Origin of the sequence: Pseudoalteromonas sp. SG43-1, from assembly GCF_014164415.1 — a bacterium.
Taxonomy (GTDB): domain Bacteria; phylum Pseudomonadota; class Gammaproteobacteria; order Enterobacterales; family Alteromonadaceae; genus Pseudoalteromonas; species Pseudoalteromonas distincta.
Genome location: NZ_JACJFD010000001.1, coordinates 205,541 through 229,297, shown reverse-complemented (window position 1 = coordinate 229,297; position 23,757 = coordinate 205,541). Strand labels below are relative to the sequence as shown.

Below are 23,757 nucleotides of genomic sequence, written 5' to 3'. Positions count from 1 at the left end.
TATGCACACGATTAACTCGCTTCAAAAAACAAAAAACAATCGCCATCCGCTGTTTGCATTTGGCCTTAGCCTCATTGTGCTTAGTGCTGCATTACTGCTTTTATGGCTTGGGCAACTTGCTGAACACCATATACAAGACAAAGTGGTTGTACGTGAGATTGCCATGGTGGCACTGCCACCTCCGCCACCTCCATCAATATCACAACAGCAAACAAGTGAGCCAATGCAAAGCTTAGCGGTAGAAGGTGCAGGCGCGTCAATTCAAGCCGTAAAAATTAAGATAAAGAGTGATTTAAGTATTGTAAAACCCGATACACCCAACGTAAAAGTAAGCGCGCCACAATGGCAATCAATGAGTGTAAATTGGGATGCATTTAGCTTAAATCAACTCGATGGTCTCCCCACTTTACTTACTCCCGTCAAGGCCGTTTTACCAAAAAGCTTAACCCGCCGAGGTGTTGATGTATTTACTGTAAAACTCGATGTATTTATTGATGAAAGTGGCAAGTTAAGTTTAATTGAGGTAGTACAAAACCCATACCCTGAACTTAAACCAGCTATCGACAAAATTATTAAACAAAGCCGCTTTAGTGCACCTAAAAAAGAAGGTGAAACCGTACGCGCTCGCTTTATTTGGCCAATCGAATTTAAACCTTAAGCCTATTAAAATGAAAAATATGAATATATTTAAAACGCTAAAACCATTAACTCGCGCAGTTATCACTACTTTAATGTGCTCACTCCCTTTATTAGGTGTAAGTAGCGTGCATGCAAGCGCTGCTAGTACGACATTAAAAAGTGCGCCACTAAAAGTAACGTTATCGCCTAGCGATCCAACATGGCAGTTGGCTATAAATAATAAATTACTAGGCCCTACAGAGGTTCTTATTGAGCCTACCGAGCGCGGTTTTGCTCGCCAAGTACAACCACTATTACAAACCGGTAATTACAGTGAAGTTGCGGCGCTATTTAAAGGCCGAGATATAAGCCAAGATAGCACTGCTTTAAACTTATTACGTGCACAAGTACTGCTTTCAACAAAAGATTTTGATAAAGCAGAAGCCGCTTATTTAGCATGTTTAAAAGCATCACCTGATTTAGTAAAAGCTCACCAAGGTTTGAGCCTTTTATACATGCAACAAGCAAAGTATGATAAAGCGCAAACACATCTAGTTCACAGTATTGAACTTGGCCAAGCTGATGCACAAAGTTATGCGCAACTTGCTTATATACACGTACAGCACAACCAACCTTGGAGCGCAGTAGCGGCCTACCGCCAAGCGCTTATGCTAGCGCCAGAAACAAGCCAATATCAACAAGGTCTATTGTTTGCGTTAATTGAATCGGGTGATTTAAGTCAGGCAAGTGCATTACTAAAAGAATTACTTAATAAAAGCCCTGATAAAGCTGAACTTTGGCTGCAACGTGCACAAATAGCATTACAGCTTGATCAAAAAAAGCAAGCGCTTGCTGCTATTGAAGTGGCCTTAAAACTCAACCCTAAAGATACCAGTAACCAGCTTTTAGCAGCCCAGCTGCATTTAAGTGAAGGCAGCACTGAACGCGCTGTGAGTTTATTAAAGCAAGGTTTAAAACACGCCACTAAACAGCAGCAAGTTGAGGTTATTAATACCACGATGCAAACTTTAGGCTGGCTTGTATCTCAACAAAAATGGGATTTAGCTAAAGAGCTAATAGGCAGCGCAAAAAGATTAACTAAGCAGCTACCCCGTGATGAACAAGCGCAGTTTTCTGTATACAGCGCACAAATTGCTATGCAACAAGGTAATACTAAACGTGCTCTTAGAAGCTTAAATAATGCACTTAAAATAAACCCGAATTTAGGTGATGCCCTACTTAGTTTAGCGAGTATATATCGTAGTAAAGGCCAACTTACCCAAGCAAAACTTATGTACGTTCGTGCACAAGCTCTGCCTGATTACCAACTATCGGCGTGGCTTGGATTATCGCAAATAGCGATTGATTCTAAAGACTACCCGAGTGCGCTAAAGCATCTTAGAAAAGCATTACAAGCCAACCCACAACGCCAGGACTTAATTACTAATATTCGCGCCCTTGAGAATATAGTGCGCCAAGAAGGGTAAGTTTAACGCCGTGGTTAAATTTACTTGTATAAGCACAGCTTGCTGGCTGTGACGAGCAAAGCTCGTAATTTCTATGCTTTGATGTTTTCTCATTTACCCCTCTTTGTGCAATAAGATCTTAAGTGATTTATTCACAAAGAGGTTTAGAGGGCGCTGCGCTTTAGAGAAACCAATTAGTAGCAAAGTAATCAGCTATAAATATTAAAAGCTACGCTTTTCGCGTGAGCAAGCTCGTTTGCAATATATATTAAAGCGTTACCAATTTTGCATTTCGACTATGCGTGATTGCGTGCGCGCATATTCAAAGCTCAACTTTTTACCTTTATATAAATGTTCAATGTCGGTTTGCGCATTTATTACTAGCAATTTATGGCAATCGTAAAATTCATCGACTAAGGCAATGAAGCGCCGTGCTTCGTCGTCAAATGTGTGCTCATCAAGCGTTTGTTTTTCGCGTTGGTAGCTATCTTCTATACCGTGAACAATAACTTTACCCGTTGCTTTAACACCCATTTGCGGCACGTTCGATACATATAACACATTAAATTGCGTTGCTAAATACATATAATCGTTAGCACTGCGTGGGCCTGAACATAGCGCCATAAAATCAATCATCAAGGCATTATCGGCTCTTAATAAATAAGGTAAATTGCGCCCATGCACAGTAATTGTATTGTTGCATGTTACTACTGGATACGAAGCTAAAAACTCATTTTTATAATCGTGATTTGATAAATTAATAAAATAGTGACGGCTGTTTTTACCATATCTAAAGCGGTGATCGTCCTCCCCTGCCACGTTAATTATATGACAATGGTTATTAATTAAATCAATAGTAGGTAAAAACCGCGCTCGTTGTAGGCCGTTGTAATAAAGCTGCTCTGGCTTTGCGTTCGATGTGGCCACCAGCACAACACCTTGTTCAAACAACGCATTGAACAATCTCGCCATGATCATAGCATCGCCAATGTCGCTCACAAAAAACTCGTCAAAACACAGTACTCGAATATTTTTAGCCCACTGTTTTGCAATCAGAGTTAATGGATTTTTTTGACCTTGTAGCTGCGTAAGTTGGGCATGCACTTGCGCTATAAAATGATGAAAATGCAGCCGCTGCTTTTGCTCAGTAGGTAGGTTTTTATAAAATAAATCCATTAACATGGATTTACCGCGCCCTACGGGTCCATATAAGTAAACGCCTTTTATTAAGGGCGCTTTTTGCCACCATGATGTGTGAGCTTGAAGTTGCTCGCTTAGCGTATTTAAAGCTTCCACCGCATTTTGCTGCGCAGCATCAAAACACAGTTCACCTGTGTCTATTTTTGCTTGGTAAAGGCTTAAAATTTGTGTGCTGTGCACTGTCATGGTATTTCACTATCGGCTATAATCGCGCCCATTGTAGCCGACTAAAAATGTGAACCAAAATGAAATTCCCTTGCCGCTTAGATAAATTTATTAGCCACTTAGCTGAAATACCGCGCACGCAAGCTCGCGCCAGTATTAAGCGAAAAGAAGTAAGCGTTAATGGCGAAGTAATCACATCACATAATTTTCAGCTAGCCCAGCAAGATGAAGTACTGCACCAAGGTACGCCTTTGGTATTTTTAGGTAAGCGCTATTACATGCTAAATAAACCTGTTGGCTATGTATGTGCTAACAGTGACGAGCTACATAAAACTGTTTTTGACTTACTTGATGAGCCAAATATGAGCGACTTTCACGTGGCAGGTCGCCTTGATATAGATACTACAGGGTTAGTTATTATTACTAATGATGGCGATTGGTCACATAAAATCACGTCACCTAAAAGCAATAAATTTAAAACCTACCTAGTCGAAACGCAAGAGCCTATTACCGATGAAGCACTTGAGCAATTACGCATAGGTGTCATGCTGCATAACGAAAAAGATTTAACCCGCCCAGCTATTGCCGAACGACTTGCTAATTACGGACTGCGTTTATCAATAAGTGAAGGAAAGTATCATCAAGTTAAGCGTATGCTTTACGCGGTAGATAACAAAGTGGTTGAGTTACATCGCGAGCAGATTGCGGGGATTACCCTAGATGAAAACTTGGCCAGTGGTGAATATCGATTATTAACACCCGAAGAAATTAAGTTATAAAAGCGCTTTAAAGGAGCCTAAGTTTGGATATACTAGGGCGTGTTGAGCTTTGTGGATTGAAATTTGTTCAATCTAGGGGCGATTTAATCGCGGCGCGAGGTTTGTAACCTAGTGGGCTAAGTAAAAATCGAGCAACAAAGAGTTAATCGCCCCTAGAAAGAACCCAAAGGGCAGAGCATGTTTGGCATTTATGCTGCGTTATCGCCTAATTATGGGGAATAACCACACTACATAGGCTCTGCCTTGCCTAAAAACCAAACATACTACTGCAAATTCAACCACCAACGTTCAACACGCCCTAACTAAAACAATATAGCCAAACTTTTACTTGAGCCTGTTGGCTTGCTCTACTAAAATAGCGCCCTTCAAAATTACTAAGGTCGGCCGTGTTAGTTAACTACAATCCCCCCATGAGTCCGTATTTAACGATACTTTTTCAGGATGACGATTTACTGATAGTTAATAAACCAAGTGAGTTATTAACTGTCCCAGGTAAAGATCCTAAACATGCCGACAGCTTAATTAATCGTGTTAATCGTGTTTTTCCAACAGCAAGAATAGTGCACCGCTTAGATATGGCGACTTCTGGCATACTGTGCCTTGCCATGAATAAAGCAGCGCACAGACATTTAAGTATGCAGTTTCAAGAGCGCGAAACAGCTAAACGTTACATAGCACGTGTATACGGACAACTTGAAGCTGAAACAGGATCAGTAGATTTACCCCTTATTTGTGATTGGCCTAATCGCCCTAAACAAATGGTTGATCACGACAGAGGTAAACCTTCACTTACGCATTTTAAAATACTTGAGCGTGAAGAAAATGCAACCCGTGTAGAGCTAACCCCCATCACTGGTCGCTCGCATCAACTACGTGTGCATATGCTAAGCCTGGGTCATCCTATCTTAGGTGACAGGCTTTACGCCCATAAAGAGGCACTTGCTGAGGCTCCTCGCTTACAGTTACATGCACAAATGCTGCAATTAAAGCACCCTAAAACTGAGCAAGTACTTACTTTTGAAGCTGAGCCAGAATTTTAACCGGCGCAAATACTTCGTAAATTATTAAACTTTTAGATAACCTTGCCGATACCTAACTAATTGTCATTAGTTAGGTGCGTTATGCTATTTTCACGGTTTTTAAAAGCAGCTTTTTATATACAGCTGAGCTGTGCGCTACTTTTAGCTAACCCTGCCTGCGCGGCTGAACATATTGCCCCACCTAGTTTATCAAGCATTGAAAATAGCGACATTGAGCGACTACTTCCAAGTGATGAAATAAAGCCAATATTAGCGGGTGAAACAGAATTTTTAAGCCTTTACAGCGAATATATGAGTAGTAATTTTAGAGGTATCGTAATACTTATACCCGACTGGCATTCTTCACCTACCAATAACTCCGGTATGGGCTACTTGCGTAAAGAGCTTAATAATTTAGGCTACAGCACCTACGCAATGACAGTGCCCGACATTGATTGGCAAGCAAGTAAAATGGCCAAAGCTACGCCTAACGAAGAAGATACAGCGCCTAGTAAAGCCGATGAACCTGCATCACCCGACACAGCAACAAACTCACAATCACAGCCTGCAAAAATAAAAGAAGAACCTCATTACGTTAATGCAATTGAAAAAGTAACTGACGACATACTTGATGACTATAAAATAAATCTCATTTCTCGGTTTAATGCACTGTATCAAACCGCTATGGAAGATTCGAGTAATATAGTGGTTATTGCACAAGGTACAAGTGCGGGTGTGTTGTTGGAGTACTATGCAGATTTTCCAGATGAGAAACTAGATGCGTTTATAAGTTTAAGCAGTTACTTACCTAATACTAAGCGTAACGAAAGTTTGAGCCAAACAGCGTCACTTGTTACACCCGCCTTGCTTGATATTTACTACGCAAATGACAGCACAGACATTTTAATGAGCCTTAAAAATCGTCAGCGCTGGGTTAACCGAAATGCAAAATTTGATTACCGCCAACGCCAATTGTTTGGCCTGCGCGATCAACCTGGTCAACACGCACGCCTAACAAAAGAAATAGACGGTTTTTTACGCCGACTTTTTTAAATACTCATAAGCGGCTTGAATATCTTGGCTCTTTTTAACAGCCAATTCCATCATGTGCTTTGGTAAACCTTGCGATACTAATTTATCTGGATGATGTTGCGACATAAGTTTACGGTACGCTACTTTTATGTCACGTTGCGTTGCATCGCTATTTAAGCCTAATAACGCCAATGCTTGCGCACGGTTCATATTATTATTTGGCGGTACATGGTGGCCAGACCCCTCACGGTAACTACTGCTTTGACCTTGGCTTTGTTGCTGCTGATTAAAGCGCTGTTGTTGCTTTCTAAAGTTAAACTCAGCTTGATAACGTTTTAATACAAATGCAAAGTGTGTTTTAGAAATGCCTAGCTGTTTACTTACTTCTGCTAATAATTGCTTTTCTTGTTCGGCTAATACCCCGTCAGAAAACGCCATTTGTATTTGTATTTCTAAAAACAACTGTATTAGATCGTTTCGTTTAGCAAAGCGTTCTTTAAAATCGTGTACGGTTTCTTTAAGTGAAAAGTCGCCCTCTTTACCTGACTGAAATGCATGTTGTGCTTCGCGGCGTTCTTCGCCCTTTAAGCCCATTTCGTCCATGAACAAGTTAGCCGCTTTTATGTGTATTTCGCTCACTCGGCCATTCGATTTTGCAATGTGCCCCATGACAGCAAAGCAACTTGAAAAGAATAAAGCTTGGCGCTCGTGAACATCGTCACCACTAAATAAGCTAGAAAAACCGCCTGCTTTATCAAAGTTATTTTTTAAGCTTTTATCAAATAAATGACCTAGGTATAAACCTAAAATAGCACCAAATATTTTGCCAAACATAAAGCCAAAACAAAAACCGAGAATTTTTCCCCACATCTATAATACTGCCTTCTTAAAAATTGAGTTGTTACGCCTCAAGGCGCGTGTTTAATTGGTTTAAACGCTCTGGTGTACCAATGTCATCCCATTGCCCTATATAGAGCTCAGTAGAGACTAAATGTTCATTTAGCTTTTCACGTAAAATAGGCCCTAAAGGGCGAATACCTTGCGTTAATCCTTTAAAAAAATCAGCCTGATAGCGGCCAATCCCCGAAAAGGTATATTTTTGACTCTCGGCCGACAAATGGCTCAATGCAAAGTCGCCATCAGGATTGTGTGGCGGGTTTTCTATAAGCACTATGTGCGCCTCACCGGGTTGCAAATGAAGTTGCATTAGCGCACTTACATCATAGTCGGTGTATACATCGCCATTTATTACAATGAACGAGTCGCCCAACAACGGTAACGCTTCAATAATACCGCCGGCTGTTTCAAGGCCACCTTCAACTTCTTGGCTATAAAGTATATTTACGCCAAATTGACTGCCATCTTTAAAGTAATCTTTTATTTTATCACCCTGCCACGCAAGGTTTATTACAATATCGGTAATGCCGGCTGCTTTAAGGTTATTTATATGATGCTCAATAAGTGGTTTTTCTGCCACTTTTAACATTGGCTTTGGCATATTTTGCGTAAGCGGCATCATTCTTTGCCCGCGCCCTGCAGCTAAAATCATCGCTTTCATGAGTGCTCCTTTGCCAACTTTTCAGTCACTTTTGGCACTATGGTATTTTTTGTCCACTCACTCAATGCTTTAAGCTCTGGGTAAATTGCTGCTACTTCAATAATGTAATCAAGCGTCGGTAATATATTATCTAAATAACCTGTTTTACCATCGCGTAAATACAATCGACAAAATATACCCGCAGCCTTTAAGTGGCGCTGTAATCCGGTTAAATCAAACCAATATTTAAACTCATCGAATGAAGTGTTAGTCAGTAAATTTTGAACTGTAAATTCTTGATAAGCAAAATCAAGTAAACTTGTTAATTCTTGCTCTGGCAATTTAAAGTAACAATCGCGCAGTAGCGATACTAAATCGTAGCAAAGCGGCCCGCGTACAGCATCTTGATAATCTATAATGGCCCACTGGCCGTTACTGTTCATAATGTTACGGCTATGGTAATCACGATGAACGGTAACCGTAGGTTGCTCAAGCATCGCCTTTATTAATAGCTCTGAACTTGTTTGCCACATTATTTTTTGTTCTGCACTGAGTGACTCATTAATAAAGTCGCTTACTAACCACTGGCTAAATATATCAAGCTCTAGCTTTATAAAATCTTCGTTATACGCTTGCATAGCAGAAGCTGTGGGCGTTTTTGCCCACTGAGCACTTAAACTAATTAATGCTTGGTAATGCTCGGTGCGGTTTGCATCATCAAGCATGTCAGCTAGGTGCGTACAGCCTAAGTCACTGAGAATAAAAAAGCCCTGTTTCTCATCGCTTGCAATAATAGTGGGAAGTAAAAAACCTTGCTCAACAAACACCTGGTTTAGCGAAAGGTAAGGTTCGTTATTCACTTTTTTTGGATCTGAGTCCATCACTATTAAATGTTTATTATCGTGATTTAAACGATAATAACGGCGAAAGCTAGCATCCCCCGTGATCGCGTTTAAAGTATGCGACTTGGCATTAAGGTGTGTGTTTATAAATTGTTGTAAATTCTCAAAGCGTGTCATTTTATTAGATATCTATTTTTATAGGTCAATTACTGTAATTGCCATTATTTTCCTTTATTATGTGTATATTATATTAAACACAAAGTATTAAGGTCGATAAATGAGCAAAACCTGGGGCATATTGATGCTAAGCGTAGTTAGCGCACCATCGCTTGCCGAAACTGAACTGGCACACAACCTTTGTGGCATTTCAATGCAAACCAGAGCTTGGCAACCACTTGAAGGCCTTAACCTTGGTGAAGTTGATATCCAAGCTGATGATGTTGAGCTACTTGGCACTCAAAGCGCTGAATTTACCGGCAATGTTGATATTAACACCCTTAAGATGAGTTTGTCCGCACAAACTGCGTTGATAGACAAACAGCGTGGTTTATTAAATGCAACGGGGCCAATTACTTATCAAGACTACGTAAGTAAAGTAAACAGCACCGGATTAAATGCCGATTTAAATAATTCAGAAGTCAGTTTGTTAGGCGCCGACTACAGCCTAACCGAACAACAAGGTAAAGGCGGCGCTGAAAAGCTCACTGTTAATCAGTCTGGCCTATTACTCATGAATGCAAGCTTTACTACTTGCCCAAGTGACACCCCAGCATGGGAAATTGAAGCTGACGAAATAAACCTTTCACGCGAAGAAGGTTGGGGCGAAACATATAACGCCGTATTGCGTATTTTAGATACACCGGTTTTATATTTACCTTATTTTACATTCCCGCTAGATGAACGCCGTAAATCGGGCCTACTTACCCCGACTATTTCAAGCTCTGACAAATACGGCCTTGAAACAATTACACCGTATTATTTAAATATTGCACCTAATTTTGATGCCACTATTACGCCTCGTTATATGTCTAACAAAGGGCTGCAATTACAAACAGAATTTAGATACCTAACAGAGCAACACGAAGGCTTAGTAGGGATTGAATACTTAGATAGTGATGATTCTGAGCCTGATTTGAATGAACGCTACATGTTTCATTGGCAACAGCAAAGCTACCTAGGTGAAAACTGGCGCGCAAACGTTGATGTAACCAATGTGAGCGATGATAACTACATCACCGACTTAACTTCAAACTACGCAAGTAAAACCGATACTCAATTGTATCGTACTGGTTCACTTACCCATTTAGGTGATACATGGCGCACCGATATTAAAGTGCAAAACTTTGAAGTACTCGGCGATCACTTAGAGTCATACACTGCAATACCACAAGTTAATTTTACGCAAACAGCGCCTTGGCGTTTTGATAATTTTGACTTTAGTGTGTCGGGCGAGATTAGTCATTTTACTAATGATTCATCAGAAGTGGCCATAGACAGCGCAACTCGTGTACACGTAGAGCCAAAAGCACGCTACAACTACGCTACGCATGCGTGGTCTTTTTTGTCTGAAGTGAGCTTATTACAAACAAATTATAAGCAAAGCGGAAACTTAACCGGCACGCAATATAGCGATACCGCATCGCGTACTATCCCAAAAGTACGTTTGTACTCTCAGCTTAACTTTGAGCGTGACGCATCTTACTTTTTTGAAGATGGTATACAAACACTAGAGCCGCAAATTCAGTATTTATATACACCTAATAAAGATCAGTCAGACATTGGCTTGTTTGATACAACCAAACTGCAAGATGATTATTATGGTTTATTTAGAGACGTGCGCTTTTCGGGTGTTGACCGTATAGCAGCTGCTAATCAGTTTACTTTAGGTGCTACAACGCGCTTATTTGATAAAAAACAAGAAGAAGTGTTTAACTTTAGTGCGGGCCAAATATTTTATTTAAGTGACGATGCCAAGCCAACAGAGCAAGGCTTAAACTCAGACACTAATTATAATGCACTATTTGCAGCTCAAACCATGTTACATTGGCACCGCCGTTGGTACCTCGCTGGAGGTATTCAATATGATACAGATGGCAAGCAAATGGTACAGTCAAATGTAACGCTTGATTATAAAGGTGATAATAATCAGCTAGTACAATTGAACCATCGCTATGCAAATGATGTCTCAGGAAATACAATCGAGCAAGCAGGTGTATTTACAAGTATTCCTATTAGCGACGAATGGCAATTTATTGCGAGCTATCATCGAGATCTTGAAAACAACAGAAGTATCGAAGTATTGAGCGGATTACAGTATGAATCATGCTGTTGGGCTATCCAAATTACTGGCCATCGCCAAATTGAAACTGATTTAAATCAGTCAATAGGACAAGAACAAGCAACTTTTGATTCAGGTATTAGTTTGAATTTTGTATTAAAAGGACTTGGCAGTAAAAGCCGTTATGATGCACAAAAATTATTACAACAAGGTATTTTTGGCTATCGTAGACCGTATTTTCTTAGTAACTAGAGTACTATCAGCAAGAGTAGTAAAAAGAATATGAATTTAAAAAAATTATTAACATCAGCAGTTTTAAGTGCCAGCCTTTGTCAAAGTGTAATGGCTGCACCAGTAGAAATAGATAAAGTTATTGGCGTTGTAAACCAAGGCGTAATTTTAAAAAGCGAAGTAGACACCATAATTGATCGTGTTAAAAAGCAAGCACAAGAACAAGGCCAGCAATTACCAAAAGATGAAACACTTCGTGTACAAGCTGTAGAGCGTTTAGTTAATCAAGCGCTTATGATGCAAATGGCTGAGCGTATGGGGTTACAAATCTCAGACAGCCAACTCGATCAAACTCTCGCTAACATGGCAAAAGAGCAAGGCGGAACAATCGCCGACTTACGCCGCACTATTGAAGGTTCGGGCGAAAGCTTTCAAGCTTACCGTGAAGAAATTCGTAAAGAAATCACAACGCAGCAAGTAACACGTGCAAGCGTTGATCGTCGTATTTATATTAGCGAACAAGAAGTTGATAACCTTTTAAAAATTATGGAAACCCAAGGTCAAAGTGCTGAAGAGTACGACATTGGTCATATTTTAATAGATATCCCTAACGATGCGACAGCTGACGAAATTGCTGATGCAAAAACACGTGCAGATAAGGTTATTGAGCTATTAAACGATGGCCAAGAGTTTAAGCGTATTGCTATTTCATCATCAAGCGGCTCTAAAGCACTTGAAGGTGGACAACTTGGTTACATGGGCATTAACGAAATGCCATCGCTTTTTGCTGAAGCAGTAAAAGGCCAAAAGAAAGGCGCTATTGTTGGCCCACTTCGTTCTGGTGCTGGTTTTCATATCATTAAAGTACAAGACGTTCGTGGTCTACAAGTTGTAGAAACAACTGAAGTACGTTCACGCCATATACTTATTAAACCTTCAATTATTTTAAGTGAAGAAAAAGCACGCTCAATGCTTGCAGGCTTTGCAAAAGACTTACGCGCAGGAACAGCCGACTTTGGTGAACTTGCTAAAGAGTACTCAGAAGATCCTGGCTCTGCACTTAAAGGTGGCGAGTACGATTGGACAGATCCAACTACCTACGTACCTGCGTTTAAAGATACATTACTTTCTCTTAAAGAAAATGAAATAAGCGAACCGTTTAGAACACAGTTTGGTTGGCATATTGTGCAGTTACTTGGCAAACGTGTAGCTGATAAAACTGAACTAGCTAAACGTAACCGTGCTCATGGCATGTTGTTTAACCGTAAATTTAAGGAAGAAAGTTTTAACTGGCAGCAAGAAATGCGCGAGCAAGCTCACGTTGAAATTTTCCCTATAGACCAATAAATATGACTCTAAGAATTGCTATTACACCGGGTGAACCAGCCGGTATTGGCCCAGATCTGCTACTCACGCTTGCTCAGCAAGCGTGGGACGCTCAACTTATAGCGATTGCTGATGGCAAACTATTAAAAGAGCGTGCAAAGCATTTAGGCTTAACAATAAATTTAATTGAATTTGATGATAATGCCCCCGCCATAGCAGCACCTGCGGGCAGTTTGTATATTCATCAGGTTGATTTAGGTGCGGATGTAGAGCTTGGCGTACTAAACGACGGTAACGGCCAATACGTGTTAGATACCTTGCGTATAGCAAGCGAAAAAAACATGGATGGCACGTTCGATGCAGTTGTTACGGGCCCTGTTCACAAAGGCATTATTAACAAAGCGGGCATTTCATTTAGCGGACATACTGAGTATTTTGCGCAGCAATCAAATACTGCAGATGTAGTTATGATGCTTGCAACTGAAGGTTTACGCGTTGCACTTGTAACCACGCATATTCCACTTGCGTATGTGTCGCGTGCCATTACTCCTGAGCGCTTAACTAAAGTAGCGGGTATTTTAAATCACGACTTACAAACTAAGTTTGGGATAGAAAAACCACGTATTTTAGTGTGTGGCTTAAACCCACATGCAGGTGAAGATGGCCATTTAGGCCGTGAAGAAATAGAAACAATCACCCCAACGCTTGAAATACTTAGAAGCGAAGGGATGAATTTAATTGGCCCACTACCGGCCGATACCTTATTTCAACATAAATACCTATCTGAAGCAGATGCAGTACTTGCTATGTATCACGATCAGGGATTACCTGTGCTAAAATACAAAGGATTTGGTAAATCGGTAAATATTACCCTTGGCTTACCATTTATCCGCACCTCAGTTGACCACGGTACTGCTCTCGATTTAGCAGGGACTGGTACAGCTGACGTTGGCAGTTTTGAATTAGCGATCCGCGAAGCAATTAAGCTCGCCCAAGAAAAAGCACAAAATCAATGACCGATAAAGTACATTTAGGACACCGCGCTCGTAAGCGTTTTGGGCAAAACTTTTTATTTGATGAATCTATCATCGATAAAATAGTCTCTGCGATTGATCCTAAACCAGAAGACAACTTAGTAGAAATTGGCCCAGGCCTTGGCGCAATTACTGAGCCAGTAGCCGACTTAAGCGGCCATTTAACGGTTGTTGAATTAGATAAAGACTTAGCACAACGATTAATTGAACACCCATTTTTGGGTCCTAAATTAACCGTTAACCAAGGCGATGCAATGACGTTTGACTTTGCAAGCTTGGTTCGCGATGACAAAAAATTAAAAGTGTTTGGTAACTTACCTTACAATATTTCGACACCGTTATTGTTTCACCTTTTTGAATTTTCAGATCATATTGAGCACATGCACTTTATGCTTCAAAAAGAAGTAGTAAAACGCATGGTAGCAGGCCCAGGTAGTAAAACATTTGGTCGCTTAAGCGTAATGACTCAATACTACTGTAATGCAATGCCGGTTGTTGAAGTACCACCTGAGTGCTTTAAACCAGCGCCAAAAGTTGACTCTGCTGTTATTCGTTTAATACCTAAAAAGCCAGAGCAACGTACAGCAAAAAGCGTTAAAATTTTAAACACCGTGTGTTTAGAAGCATTTAACCAGCGCCGTAAAACGCTACGAAATAGTTTAGGTAACTTACTTACCGCAGAAGAACTAACTAGCATTGGCATTGATATAACGCTGCGTGCTGAGCGCTTATCTTTACAACAATTTATTGATATAGCTAACTGGATTTATGACAACAAGCAGTAACATTGGATCGCCTGTAAAGGTATCTGTAGAAACATTTTACGTAGAAGGCCAATCTCAACCTGAGCTTGAAAAATACGTATTTGCTTACTCGGTAACAATTAAAAACCATAGTTTATGCAGTGCAAAATTACTGAGCCGCTATTGGTTAATTACCGATGCAAATGGCAAACAAGTAGAAGTTGAAGGCGAAGGCGTTGTTGGCGAAATGCCAGATATTGGCCCAGGCGAAAGCTATAAATACACCAGCGGTGCAATTTTAGATACACCTGTAGGCACTATGCAAGGCCATTACACGTTACGCAACGAGTTTGGCTCTGAGTTTCAGGCGCCTATTAATGTGTTTCGTTTGGCTTGCCCTAACATTTTGCATTAAGCACTTAGATGGCAGATTATGCGATAGGTGATTTACAAGGGTGTTTTAGTGAATTTAATACCCTTTTACAACGGGTTGATTTTAACCCAAGTAAAGATCACCTATATTTAGTTGGCGACATAGTTGCTCGCGGGCCAGACTCCCTAGCCTGCTTAGACTATATTTATCAACATCAAAATAGCATGACCATCACTTTAGGCAATCACGACCTTCACATGGTTGCCTGCTACTTTCTTAACAAACCCACTAATCCAAAAGATAAATTAAACTCAATATTTGAAAGCCCTAAATTGGCTAACTACATCGCTTTTTTACAAACCCAGCCTTTGGCTTTAGAGCTTAAAAAACATAACTGCTTTATATCTCACGCGGGGTTAAATCCCGATTGGTCTGTTGAAGATGCGCTAAAACAAGCTCAATTTACACAAAGCTGTTATCAATCAAGTAACGCAAAAGCGTTTTTTGAACACATGTACCAGGCTCACCCCGCTAGGTGGTCTAACACCCTTGATGACTTTGCAAAGTTTAGATACATAGTTAATTACTTTACCCGCATGCGTTTTTTAACAAGTGATAACAAACTCGAGCTTAATGCAAAGGGTGCAATAACCGACAGCGAAACTCTCACTCCTTGGTTTAACCACCCCAATATAGCTAAATCTAAACACGATATTATTTTTGGCCACTGGGCCGCACTTGAAGGTAGAACAGGTAATTCACGGGTTCACGCCCTAGATACAGGCTGCGTATGGGGTAACACCATGAGCCTAATGGAGCTGAGTACTAAAAAAGTAATTGTAGAAAATTCCCACCTTTCGTCTAAATAAACTGAAAAAAAACAATACATCTGTTAGATTTATCAATTAATAGTTAAAATTAATTAAAGTAATTGATTTTAATTACTTAACTTATTGGTACAAACGCCGATAAGTCTTAATTGAAGTACTTTTTGAGTGGAAATCTTATGAACCTGACAGTAAGCCAGCGTATTTGGGGTGGTTTTATATTTATCACACTATTATTACTAATAATTGGTGGTAATTCCTTAATAAAAATTGCAAATATTGACCGTTCCACTCAAAAAGTGAACCAACTATCACTCCCAGCATTAAATAAAAGCTCTGAGCTACAAGCCGAATTTATTTTAATGAGTAAAGCCGCACAAGCGAGCTTTTACACGACATCAGCCAATGAGCTTGCGCCAATAAAAGCACAAGTCCTTGAACAAAAACAGCAATTCAACACGCTGCACCGTGAGCTTCAAGACGTAGTAAAAAACGATGCTGCACTTAATCAAAGCAGCCAAAATGTAGAAAAAACCTATTTAAGCTTTTTAAGCACCGTTGAAAATTTATTAGAAGACAAAGGCAAGCAGCTAGCATTAAATAAAACATTAAAAGCACAATTAGAAAATATAGAACTAAGTGCAGAAGATGCTAACTCTGTTGTACTCGACATTACCGACATTGATGGGTTTGAACAAAACCACCCTCGCGCTTATCAAGCTGCAAATAATTTAGAAAACAACTTTATGTCGGTAGTTAGTAACAGCACCGACATGCTAACTGTTAAAACGCTTAACACTCTCGATATTGTTAAAAACGAGCAAACGTATTACCTTGAAGAAGTAGTACGCACCGTTGATTTAATTAAGCCAGCAATAGAGCAAACGCATAGCGACTTATATTCAAGCCTAAAAGAATATGTTGATATTTTAGAAAATAACATAAAGGGCAGTAACAGCTTAGCAGCAAACAAAAAACGTTTAATTGATTCGATTACGCTTACGCAATCAGAGCTTGCGCAGTCAGAGCAAGCCACCAAAATGGCACTTAACCAAATTGACGAACTAGTTAATCAAGCGAGTGACGTTGCGTTTAAATTACAACAAGGTGTGCGCAGCGACGTTGACTCAGCTAATTTATGGACGTGGGTTGGCATGGTTATAGCCACTCTTTTAGCAATTGTGATTGCCATTATTACTGTTAGCCGCATTACTAAACCACTTGCAGAAGTTAATCGCATTTTAGATATTGTTGCCAGTGGCGACATGACACAACGTTTAGACGACAGTGCTCAAGACGAGTTTGGCGAACTATCTAAAAGTTGTAATACACTAATTGACAGCCTACGCAGCCTAATTAAAGGTATTATTTCGCGCTCTACTCAGCTTGCAGCAGCATCAGAGCAAACATCGGCCATTACCTCAGAATCAAGCCAAGCAATTCGTAACCAACAAGCACAAGTTGAACAAGCAGCTACTGCAACAACCGAAATGAGCAGTACATCGCAAACAGTTAGTAACAGCGCTCAACAAGCGCTTAGCGAAATTAAAAATGCTGATAAAGAAGCTGAACGCGTTAAAGGTATTTCGAATAACAATAAAGCAACGATTGAACAGCTAGCGCGTGAAGTAGACGACGCCTCACAAGTCATTAATAAACTGCATCAAGATAGCGCATCAATAGGCAGCATTTTAGATGTAATACGCGGAATAGCGGATCAAACTAACCTACTTGCACTAAATGCCGCAATTGAAGCTGCACGTGCAGGTGAATACGGCCGAGGCTTTGCTGTTGTAGCTGACGAAGTACGCTCTCTAGCAAGTAAAACTCAAGAGTCGACCCAAGAGATACAATCAATGATTGAATCGCTACAAACAGGCGCTGAAGCTGCCGTAACGGCAATGAGCAAAGGTAAGCAACGCGCTGTATCGTGTGTTGAGCAAACCGACCTAGCAAGTAGCGCACTTGATTCGATTACATTTGCGGTTTCGCAAGCCCACGACGTAAGTGAAGAGATTTCGACTGCCGCACTTGAGCAACAACAAGTAGCACAAGAAATTAGCGAACGCCTTGAGTCGATTGTAGCCATTGCAGAGCAAACAGCCGAAGGCGCAAATCAAACTAATATTTCAAGTTCAGAAGTAGCAAAACTTGCTGAAGAGCTTCGCTTGTCGGTAGACGAATTTAAAGTTTAAGTTTACTAAAACGATTAAAAAACCCCGATGGTACTATGTACCATCGGGGTTTTTATTTATCAGGACTTTAAAGTGAGGTATAAAACCTTACCGGTAAGCGCCGCTCTTACTCACGTAAAAACGCAATTTTAAACATTTATATTACCTACTTTTGCCTTCACTAAAGTGCAGCGCCCTCTTAACCTCTTTGTGAATAAATTACTTAAAACCCTATTGCACAAAGAGAAGCAAAAGAGGAGTAAATGAGAAGACATTAAAATAATAGTAATTATGTATTTTTACTTCTCTAAAGCGCAGCGCCCTCTTAACCTCTTTGTGAATAAATAACTTATAAATCTATTTTTTGTAGGTATAACTTATTAAATGCGTTCACCGCCTGCTTTATAGCAAAACACTACATGCAAGAATGCGCTCGAATTTAACGAATAGTCTATCACCTGCGAATGATAGCTTACTCCTATATATCCCCACTAATATATCGCTTTTTTCTTCCTTACTTAGGCGTTTATTGCTAACCTCGCGTTAACGTTTTTACTTAAACAAATTTTGCTAACGGAATAATTATGCTCAAAAAAATATCACTGTTTATCGGGATGGCAATCAGTGCAAATGCTGTTGCTAAAGGTGGCGTATCACCTTATTTACCTTTAAATCAAGCCCCAGAACTTGAGCACCAAGTACAACGACTTTTAGCCGTAAGTAAAAATACACATATTATGAGTAAGCCTTATAAAGCGCACGATATTTATAGAGTGCTGCAAACAGTAAGGCATACTTATCCAGAGTTATATCAAACACTTTCGTACCAACTTAGCCCCTATATTCAAAGCGATGCAGGTACATTTGCCAAAGTAACACTTGCTGCTGGCACAAAAGATAAAACACTGCCAAACCAACGCGGCCAAACCACTAAAACCAACTTAATTGTTGAAGGTGGTGCTTATGCTAACTTCGGGCGTTACTTTGGTGTAAGTGTTGCCGGCATAGCCAATGAAGACGAAATATTACCTACACAAAGCTTTTTTTACCTTGGTAATAAATATGCGCAGTTAGATGTAGGCTACCGAGAACATTGGTATTCACCTTTTAACGACAGCGCGATGCTATTAAGTACACAAGCTAAAACAACCCCTTCAATAACCCTAAGTAATGTAGAGCCAATAACCAGCTTTAAAATTCGTTACGATATGTTTATTAGTAAAATGACAGAGCAAAGCGGAATTTTAAAAGAAGGAAGACAAACAGGAGTCGCTAATGTGTATGAGCCAGGCAAGCCTTATTTATTTGGCTTACACACTAGCTTTGCAGCAACCGATAATTTAACAATAGGCTTAAGCCGTTTGATGCAGTTTGGTGGCGGTCCGCGAAGCGTTACTTTAAAAGATTTTACTGAGGGATTTTTTAGCCCTGGCAGCAAAGACAATGTTGGTCGTGATGATGCCGATGAGTTTGGAGAAAACTTTGAGCTTGGAGATCAACTAGGATCCATAACATTTGCCTACAACAATAGTATTTACGCACTTCCTTATGAGTTTTATGGCGAGGTTGCGCTTGAAGACACGTTAGGTGGATCTCGTAATAATGCCTACAGTTTTGGACTCTACTTACCTTTTATTGCTAATAACCACAGCCTACGTTTTGAGCATAGTAACTTACAAAAAGGTTGGTATAACAACCGTCTTTACCTTGATGGCAACCGTAATTCAGGTAATGTTATTGGCCATTGGCTAGGTGATGAGCATGACTACACCGATTACACACCAGCTAAATCTATGAGCGTAAATTGGCATTGGCAATTAAGTAAAATAGAAAGCTTAAATACCACTATTCGTATGCTTGAAAATAAACGTGATGGTTATAAAACAAGTTATGAGTTACAAACAGCCTATACGCGGAAATTAAGCAAACCAATAATGGGCGCTAAAAGTTGGGGAGCTGAGCTGTATCAAGGAAAGGATGTATACGGGGAAACGTTTGCTAGGTTAGGTGTATTTGCCAATTTTTAACACCTTGTAGGTGCGAATTTACTTCGCGCTCAGCTAACCTAACTTTATTAAAAGCCAATAAAAAACACTGTCTCAAATGAAAACAGTGTTTTTAAATGACTTACAAATTATAACCTTTATTTATAAAAGCTTTTATACCACTTAATAAGCTCACTAACGCCTTGCTTAACACCAACTTGCGCTTTATAGCCTGTTGCATTAAATAAATCCGTAGTATCAGCATAAGTTTTATAAACATCGCCGGCTTGCATTTCACGGAAGTTCTTTTTAGCTTCAGTACCTAACTCAGCCTCAATGGCTTCAATAAACTTCATTAGGTTTATTGGGCTACCGTGGCCAATATTATAAACCGCATACGGAGCAGAGCTAGAAGCTGGCGAACCGTTTTCAACTCTCCAACCTGGATTTGCAACTGGTATAACATCAGCAGCACGAACAACACCTTCGACAATGTCATCAATGTAAGTAAAGTCACGCCACATATCGCCGTTGTTATTTATATCAATAGTGTCGCCGGCAAGTATTTTTTTAGTAAAAATATACGGTGCCATATCTGGGCGACCCCATGGGCCATAAACGGTAAAAAAGCGTAAGCCTGTTGTAGGTAGGCTATATAAATGAGAATAGCTATGCGCCATTAGTTCATTCGCTTTTTTAGTTGCAGCATAAAACGACACTGGGTGATCAACACTGTCGGTTGTTTCAAACGGTGTTTTTTCGTTTAAGCCATATACAGAGCTAGATGAAGCATAAACCAAGTGCTTAACTTTAGTATTACGACATCCTTCAAGCACATTTAAGTGCCCTACTAAATTAGAGTCTGCATAAGCATCAGGGTTTTCTATTGAATACCTAACACCGGCTTGCGCCGCTAAATGTATTACTTTATCAAACTGCTGTGTTTTAAATAACTCGCTCATTGCTGGGCGTTCACTTATATCAAGCTTAATAAATGTAAACGCTTCATGGCTTTCAAACTGCGCTAAACGAGCTAGTTTTAAATTTACATCGTAATAATCGTTAAGGTTATCAATACCGACTACTACATGGCCAGCCGCTAACAATTTTTGACATGTTGCCGCGCCAATAAAACCAGCAGCACCCGTTACTAAATATTTCATAATTTCCTAATCTTTAAGCTGATAAAGTTGAAAGTTGAAAGTTGAAAGTTGAAGACTAAAAGCCTAATCCCAAGTTTCAATAGTTTTCATTAAGGCAGATATCATTTTTGATAACTGCCTAGACTCTTCTATTCAGGTCCGTACTTTTACCTCAATGCCTTTAACTTTTTAAAGCTATGCTTATTTGCTAACGCGCCAGCAACAATAACATCGTAATTATACGACTGAGTCGTAGGCGTAAAGTTTGCGCACGCACGAAAAAAGCCTAAACGAGCCAGCAAGCAAGGCGCCTACAACAATAACATCGCAATTATACGGCTGAGTCGTAGGCGTGAAGCTTGCTCACGCACAAAAAACACTAATTTCAACTATAAGCCTTTAACCTTTGCCTTTAGCCTTTAAACTTTGTTTATTAATCACTACCAAATAAATCGCGTGTATAAACTTTGTCTGCAATATCACTAAGCTCTTCAACCATACGGTTAGATACAACAACGTCAGATATTTGCTTAAATTCATTTAGGTCTTTAATTACGCGAGAGTGGTAAAATTCGCTTTCTTCTAGTACTGGTTCGTAAACTACTACCTCAATACCTTTAGCTTTAATACGCTTCATAATGCCTTGAATAGCAGAAGCTCTGAAGTTATCAGACCCTGTTTTCATTACTAAACGATATACACCAACCACTTTTGGGCTACGCTTAATTATTGAGTCGGCAATAAAGTCTTTACGCGTCGTGTTAGCATCAACAATCGCACCAATAATGTTGTTTGGTACATTTGCATAATTTGCACGTAGTTGCTTAGTATCTTTTGGTAAGCAATAGCCGCCATATCCAAACGATGGATTATTGTAATGATCACCAATACGCGGGTCTAAGCTAACGCCCTGTATAATTTGCTTAGAGTTTAAGCCATGCGCTTCAGCGTAGCTATCAAGCTCATTAAAGTAAGCTACACGCATTGCTAAATAAGTGTTTGAGAACAACTTAATAGCTTCGGCTTCTGTTGAGTCAGTAAAAAGTACTTCAATATCTTCTTTGATAGCGCCTTGCTTAAGTAAGCTTGCAAATACACTCGCGCGCTCACTTTGCTCACCAACAACAATACGCGATGGGTAAAGGTTATCGTGTAGCGCTTTACCTTCACGTAAAAACTCTGGCGAAAATATTAAGTTACTAACACCTAACGTCTCTTTAATACCTTGCGTAAAACCAACGGGTATAGTCGACTTAATAACCATAACTGCATTTGGGTTATGCGCTATCGCATCTTTAATTACAGCCTCTACAGAGCTTGTATTAAAGTAATTGTTTTCTACATCGTAATCAGTTGGTGTAGCAATAATTACAAAGTCTGCGTTTTTGTATGCTGCTACTTTGTCGGTAGTTGCTGTGAAGTTTAAATCACTACGTGTTAAAAACTCACTAATTTCGGTATCAACAATTGGTGATTTTTTGTCATTTAAAAATGCGATTTTTTTTTCGTCTATATCTAATGCGACCACTTCATTGTGTTGTGCTAGCAACATAGCGTTAGAAAGGCCTACATAGCCTGTACCTACTACGGCAATTTTCATATTAATCCTTTAAGATTAGTTAATAATTAATGTAATGATTCTACCAGAGTTATAAATTAGGCTCTAGCTAAAAGACTTTAGCCAAAATGTAATATCAAATGATATTACTAAAGGTTTTTACAGAATAATAAAAATTAGAAAGAGATGAAAATATTGGAATATACACCAATCAATACTCTCTAATTTACTGCGCGGTTATGTAATTTAACATTATAAAAAGCGAGGTATAAAACCTCACCTACGATATATGTCACCTGTAGGTGCGAATTTACTTCGCGCTCTAATAGTTTTACTTACTCGCAGAGTATTGTTTTTCTGGTAGGTCTAACTTACGCCTAAAAAAGTTTATAATTTTACAGTAATTAATTAGTACAAGCAGGTAAGCTGTAAATACAAATATAAAACTATAAAACATTAAAAATTCTGGTATAACAAAAATCTCGCCAATTATACCAATAACAGCAAATACAGATGCAATTGAACATATTAAAATAAGTGTTTGTGTAGGCGAGCAGCCTAAGCGTTGGCATATATGGTGTAAATGCTCTCGATCGGGCTTAAATGGAGATTTACCCTGTTTAACACGGCGTACCATTATTGCAACCATATCCATTAAAGGTAATGCAATAAGCCACAATGCGGTTACTGGGCGTATCATAGGGTTCCCTGCGGTTTGGCTTGCACCAATTAATAGCCAAATAACAGTAAATCCAATCATCATACTGCCGGCATCACCCATAAATACTTTACGCTCACGACCTATTAGGCCTAGGTTCATAACTATATAAGGGATCATACATACAACGAGTAAGAGGCATAAATAACTTAAACTTTGCTCGTTACTTATACTTAGCAAAATACCAATTGCACCAAATGTAACTACCGAAAGGCCACCTAATAGTCCATCAATACCATCAACCATATTAAAGGCATTTATACAGCCAATAACAGCTAATATAGTAATTAAGCCACCTACGTAACCATAGCTCAAGCTAATATCACCAAACCCTAATATATCTCCAAGTGTAACCAACTCTGCTTTGGCAAAATAAATCATTGCTATAGATATAAGAGTTTGTACCAACATGCGTATTTTTACACTTAAGTCATACCTATCGTCTAATGCACCAACAGCCGTTAAACCCACAATACAGCACATATACAAATTAGCGTGGTTAATCATCCCTGGGTGTGAGTATATGTATTGTACTATGGTAATACATATAGCCACCCCCCCAACAAGAGGTATATTGCCTGTGTGCATTTTACGGCCAGATGGCTTGTCGACTAAACCTATTTTTCGAGCTGCTTTTCTCATTAAAAACAAACTGGCAAAAGCAATAAAAAAGGTAAACGAGAGATCTAAAAACATATAGAATTCCGATA

20 protein-coding genes are annotated in these 23,757 nt (G+C 39.6%); 13 read left to right on the top strand and 7 right to left on the bottom strand.

The genetic code is table 11. The features are described from left to right. Nucleotide 1 precedes the first annotated feature (1 nt). Both H5159_RS00945 and H5159_RS00940 read left to right on the top strand, forming a co-directional pair. Nucleotides 2–658: an energy transducer TonB gene (locus H5159_RS00945; RefSeq protein ID WP_154904278.1), complete on the top strand. Its 657-nt coding sequence runs from the start codon at nucleotides 2–4 to the stop codon at nucleotides 656–658. A 19-nt stretch (nucleotides 659–677) separates the two neighbouring features. Further along, nucleotides 678–2,105 carry a tetratricopeptide repeat protein gene (locus tag H5159_RS00940; RefSeq protein WP_182779542.1) on the top strand — a complete coding sequence of 476 codons (1,428 nt, stop codon included), beginning with the start codon at nucleotides 678–680 and terminating at the stop codon, nucleotides 2,103–2,105. A gap of 255 nt (nucleotides 2,106–2,360) precedes the next feature. Here H5159_RS00940 and zapE read toward each other — a convergent pair whose 3' ends face one another. After that, nucleotides 2,361–3,470 carry a cell division protein ZapE gene (gene zapE, locus H5159_RS00935; protein ID WP_182779541.1) on the bottom strand — a complete coding sequence of 370 codons (1,110 nt, stop codon included), beginning with the start codon at nucleotides 3,468–3,470 and terminating at the stop codon, nucleotides 2,361–2,363. Nucleotides 3,471–3,529: 59 nt separating this feature from the next. Between zapE and rsuA the strand changes: the two genes are divergently transcribed. The 3 genes from rsuA to H5159_RS00920 all read left to right on the top strand — a co-directional run bounded on the left by rsuA (nucleotide 3,530) and on the right by H5159_RS00920 (nucleotide 6,300). Beyond that, entirely contained in the window at nucleotides 3,530–4,228 is a 699-nt protein-coding gene (rsuA, locus tag H5159_RS00930; RefSeq protein WP_182779540.1) for a 16S rRNA pseudouridine(516) synthase RsuA, read from the top strand. A gap of 386 nt (nucleotides 4,229–4,614) precedes the next feature. Then, nucleotides 4,615–5,268, top strand: coding sequence for a bifunctional tRNA pseudouridine(32) synthase/23S rRNA pseudouridine(746) synthase RluA (rluA, locus tag H5159_RS00925; protein ID WP_182779539.1), 654 nt, complete (start codon nucleotides 4,615–4,617; stop codon nucleotides 5,266–5,268). A gap of 81 nt (nucleotides 5,269–5,349) precedes the next feature. After that, nucleotides 5,350–6,300 (top strand): DUF3530 family protein, encoded by a 951-nt coding sequence (locus tag H5159_RS00920; RefSeq protein WP_182779538.1) that lies wholly within the window; start codon nucleotides 5,350–5,352, stop codon nucleotides 6,298–6,300. Here H5159_RS00920 and djlA read toward each other — a convergent pair. The 3 genes from djlA to H5159_RS00905 are packed head-to-tail and all read right to left on the bottom strand — an operon-like array spanning nucleotide 6,283 to nucleotide 8,835. Then, the gene (gene djlA / locus H5159_RS00915; protein ID WP_165724335.1) at nucleotides 6,283–7,149 is read right to left on the bottom strand and encodes a co-chaperone DjlA; all 867 of its coding nucleotides are present in this window, start codon (nucleotides 7,147–7,149) and stop codon (nucleotides 6,283–6,285) included. The two genes, H5159_RS00920 and djlA, sit on opposite strands and share 18 nt — an antisense overlap. 31 nt (nucleotides 7,150–7,180) lie before the next feature. Next, the gene (gene murU, locus H5159_RS00910) at nucleotides 7,181–7,837 is read right to left on the bottom strand and encodes an N-acetylmuramate alpha-1-phosphate uridylyltransferase MurU (protein ID WP_039485522.1); all 657 of its coding nucleotides are present in this window, start codon (nucleotides 7,835–7,837) and stop codon (nucleotides 7,181–7,183) included. Further along, nucleotides 7,834–8,835 (bottom strand): aminoglycoside phosphotransferase family protein, encoded by a 1,002-nt coding sequence (locus H5159_RS00905; RefSeq protein WP_182779537.1) that lies wholly within the window; start codon nucleotides 8,833–8,835, stop codon nucleotides 7,834–7,836. Before H5159_RS00905 ends, murU begins: the two co-directional genes overlap by 4 nt. A gap of 100 nt (nucleotides 8,836–8,935) precedes the next feature. Here H5159_RS00905 and lptD point away from each other — a divergent pair, with 100 nt between their 5' ends. The 8 genes from lptD to H5159_RS00865 all read left to right on the top strand — a co-directional run bounded on the left by lptD (nucleotide 8,936) and on the right by H5159_RS00865 (nucleotide 19,671). After that, entirely contained in the window at nucleotides 8,936–11,188 is a 2,253-nt protein-coding gene (gene lptD / locus H5159_RS00900; RefSeq protein ID WP_182779536.1) for an LPS assembly protein LptD, read from the top strand. A 30-nt stretch (nucleotides 11,189–11,218) separates the two neighbouring features. Beyond that, nucleotides 11,219–12,514, top strand: a complete 1,296-nt coding sequence (gene surA, locus H5159_RS00895; protein ID WP_002960833.1) for a peptidylprolyl isomerase SurA — start codon at nucleotides 11,219–11,221, stop codon at nucleotides 12,512–12,514. 2 nt (nucleotides 12,515–12,516) lie between these two features. Next, nucleotides 12,517–13,509, top strand: coding sequence for a 4-hydroxythreonine-4-phosphate dehydrogenase PdxA (gene pdxA, locus H5159_RS00890; protein ID WP_024589800.1), 993 nt, complete (start codon nucleotides 12,517–12,519; stop codon nucleotides 13,507–13,509). After that, the gene (gene rsmA, locus H5159_RS00885; RefSeq protein ID WP_002960838.1) at nucleotides 13,506–14,312 is read left to right on the top strand and encodes a 16S rRNA (adenine(1518)-N(6)/adenine(1519)-N(6))-dimethyltransferase RsmA; all 807 of its coding nucleotides are present in this window, start codon (nucleotides 13,506–13,508) and stop codon (nucleotides 14,310–14,312) included. The genes pdxA and rsmA overlap by 4 nt, the downstream gene beginning before the upstream one ends. Beyond that, nucleotides 14,296–14,685 carry a Co2+/Mg2+ efflux protein ApaG gene (gene apaG / locus H5159_RS00880; RefSeq protein ID WP_002960839.1) on the top strand — a complete coding sequence of 130 codons (390 nt, stop codon included), beginning with the start codon at nucleotides 14,296–14,298 and terminating at the stop codon, nucleotides 14,683–14,685. The genes rsmA and apaG overlap by 17 nt, the downstream gene beginning before the upstream one ends. 8 nt (nucleotides 14,686–14,693) lie before the next feature. Continuing rightward, a complete protein-coding gene (locus tag H5159_RS00875) occupies nucleotides 14,694–15,512 on the top strand; it encodes a symmetrical bis(5'-nucleosyl)-tetraphosphatase (protein WP_182779535.1) in 819 nt (272 codons plus the stop codon). Between the two features lie 137 nt (nucleotides 15,513–15,649). Then, a complete protein-coding gene (locus tag H5159_RS00870) occupies nucleotides 15,650–17,665 on the top strand; it encodes a methyl-accepting chemotaxis protein (protein WP_182779534.1) in 2,016 nt (671 codons plus the stop codon). Nucleotides 17,666–18,228: 563 nt separating this feature from the next. Next, complete coding sequence (locus tag H5159_RS00865; protein WP_182779533.1) at nucleotides 18,229–19,671, top strand: capsule assembly Wzi family protein; 1,443 nt, start codon at nucleotides 18,229–18,231, stop codon at nucleotides 19,669–19,671. A 116-nt stretch (nucleotides 19,672–19,787) separates the two neighbouring features. Here the strand turns inward: H5159_RS00865 and H5159_RS00860 are convergent, their stop codons facing one another. The 3 genes from H5159_RS00860 to wecA all read right to left on the bottom strand — a co-directional run bounded on the left by H5159_RS00860 (nucleotide 19,788) and on the right by wecA (nucleotide 23,743). Then, on the bottom strand, nucleotides 19,788–20,792 hold the full coding sequence (locus tag H5159_RS00860) for an NAD-dependent epimerase (RefSeq protein ID WP_182779532.1): 1,005 nt from the start codon (nucleotides 20,790–20,792) through the stop codon (nucleotides 19,788–19,790). A 412-nt stretch (nucleotides 20,793–21,204) separates the two neighbouring features. Further along, nucleotides 21,205–22,371, bottom strand: coding sequence for a nucleotide sugar dehydrogenase (locus H5159_RS00855; protein ID WP_182779531.1), 1,167 nt, complete (start codon nucleotides 22,369–22,371; stop codon nucleotides 21,205–21,207). Between the two features lie 289 nt (nucleotides 22,372–22,660). Beyond that, on the bottom strand, nucleotides 22,661–23,743 hold the full coding sequence (wecA, locus tag H5159_RS00850; RefSeq protein WP_182779530.1) for a UDP-N-acetylglucosamine--undecaprenyl-phosphate N-acetylglucosaminephosphotransferase: 1,083 nt from the start codon (nucleotides 23,741–23,743) through the stop codon (nucleotides 22,661–22,663). Nucleotides 23,744–23,757: the final 14 nt, after the last annotated feature.

What these genes read in the sequence shown, in the direction of transcription:
- apaG (WP_002960839.1), top strand. Translation starts at nt 14,296, where the DNA reads ATGACAACAAGCAGTAACATTGGATCGCCTGTAAAGGTATCTGTAGAA.
- H5159_RS00940 (WP_182779542.1), top strand. Translation starts at nt 678, where the DNA reads ATGAATATATTTAAAACGCTAAAACCATTAACTCGCGCAGTTATCACT.
- zapE (WP_182779541.1), bottom strand. Translation starts at nt 3,470, where the DNA reads ATGACAGTGCACAGCACACAAATTTTAAGCCTTTACCAAGCAAAAATA.
- lptD (WP_182779536.1), top strand. Translation starts at nt 8,936, where the DNA reads ATGAGCAAAACCTGGGGCATATTGATGCTAAGCGTAGTTAGCGCACCA.
- rsuA (WP_182779540.1), top strand. Translation starts at nt 3,530, where the DNA reads ATGAAATTCCCTTGCCGCTTAGATAAATTTATTAGCCACTTAGCTGAA.
- H5159_RS00870 (WP_182779534.1), top strand. Translation starts at nt 15,650, where the DNA reads ATGAACCTGACAGTAAGCCAGCGTATTTGGGGTGGTTTTATATTTATC.
- surA (WP_002960833.1), top strand. Translation starts at nt 11,219, where the DNA reads ATGAATTTAAAAAAATTATTAACATCAGCAGTTTTAAGTGCCAGCCTT.
- H5159_RS00905 (WP_182779537.1), bottom strand. Translation starts at nt 8,835, where the DNA reads ATGACACGCTTTGAGAATTTACAACAATTTATAAACACACACCTTAAT.
- H5159_RS00875 (WP_182779535.1), top strand. Translation starts at nt 14,694, where the DNA reads ATGGCAGATTATGCGATAGGTGATTTACAAGGGTGTTTTAGTGAATTT.
- djlA (WP_165724335.1), bottom strand. Translation starts at nt 7,149, where the DNA reads ATGTGGGGAAAAATTCTCGGTTTTTGTTTTGGCTTTATGTTTGGCAAA.
- murU (WP_039485522.1), bottom strand. Translation starts at nt 7,837, where the DNA reads ATGAAAGCGATGATTTTAGCTGCAGGGCGCGGGCAAAGAATGATGCCG.
- wecA (WP_182779530.1), bottom strand. Translation starts at nt 23,743, where the DNA reads ATGTTTTTAGATCTCTCGTTTACCTTTTTTATTGCTTTTGCCAGTTTG.
- H5159_RS00865 (WP_182779533.1), top strand. Translation starts at nt 18,229, where the DNA reads ATGCTCAAAAAAATATCACTGTTTATCGGGATGGCAATCAGTGCAAAT.
- H5159_RS00945 (WP_154904278.1), top strand. Translation starts at nt 2, where the DNA reads ATGCACACGATTAACTCGCTTCAAAAAACAAAAAACAATCGCCATCCG.
- H5159_RS00860 (WP_182779532.1), bottom strand. Translation starts at nt 20,792, where the DNA reads ATGAAATATTTAGTAACGGGTGCTGCTGGTTTTATTGGCGCGGCAACA.
- rsmA (WP_002960838.1), top strand. Translation starts at nt 13,506, where the DNA reads ATGACCGATAAAGTACATTTAGGACACCGCGCTCGTAAGCGTTTTGGG.
- pdxA (WP_024589800.1), top strand. Translation starts at nt 12,517, where the DNA reads ATGACTCTAAGAATTGCTATTACACCGGGTGAACCAGCCGGTATTGGC.
- H5159_RS00920 (WP_182779538.1), top strand. Translation starts at nt 5,350, where the DNA reads ATGCTATTTTCACGGTTTTTAAAAGCAGCTTTTTATATACAGCTGAGC.
- H5159_RS00855 (WP_182779531.1), bottom strand. Translation starts at nt 22,371, where the DNA reads ATGAAAATTGCCGTAGTAGGTACAGGCTATGTAGGCCTTTCTAACGCT.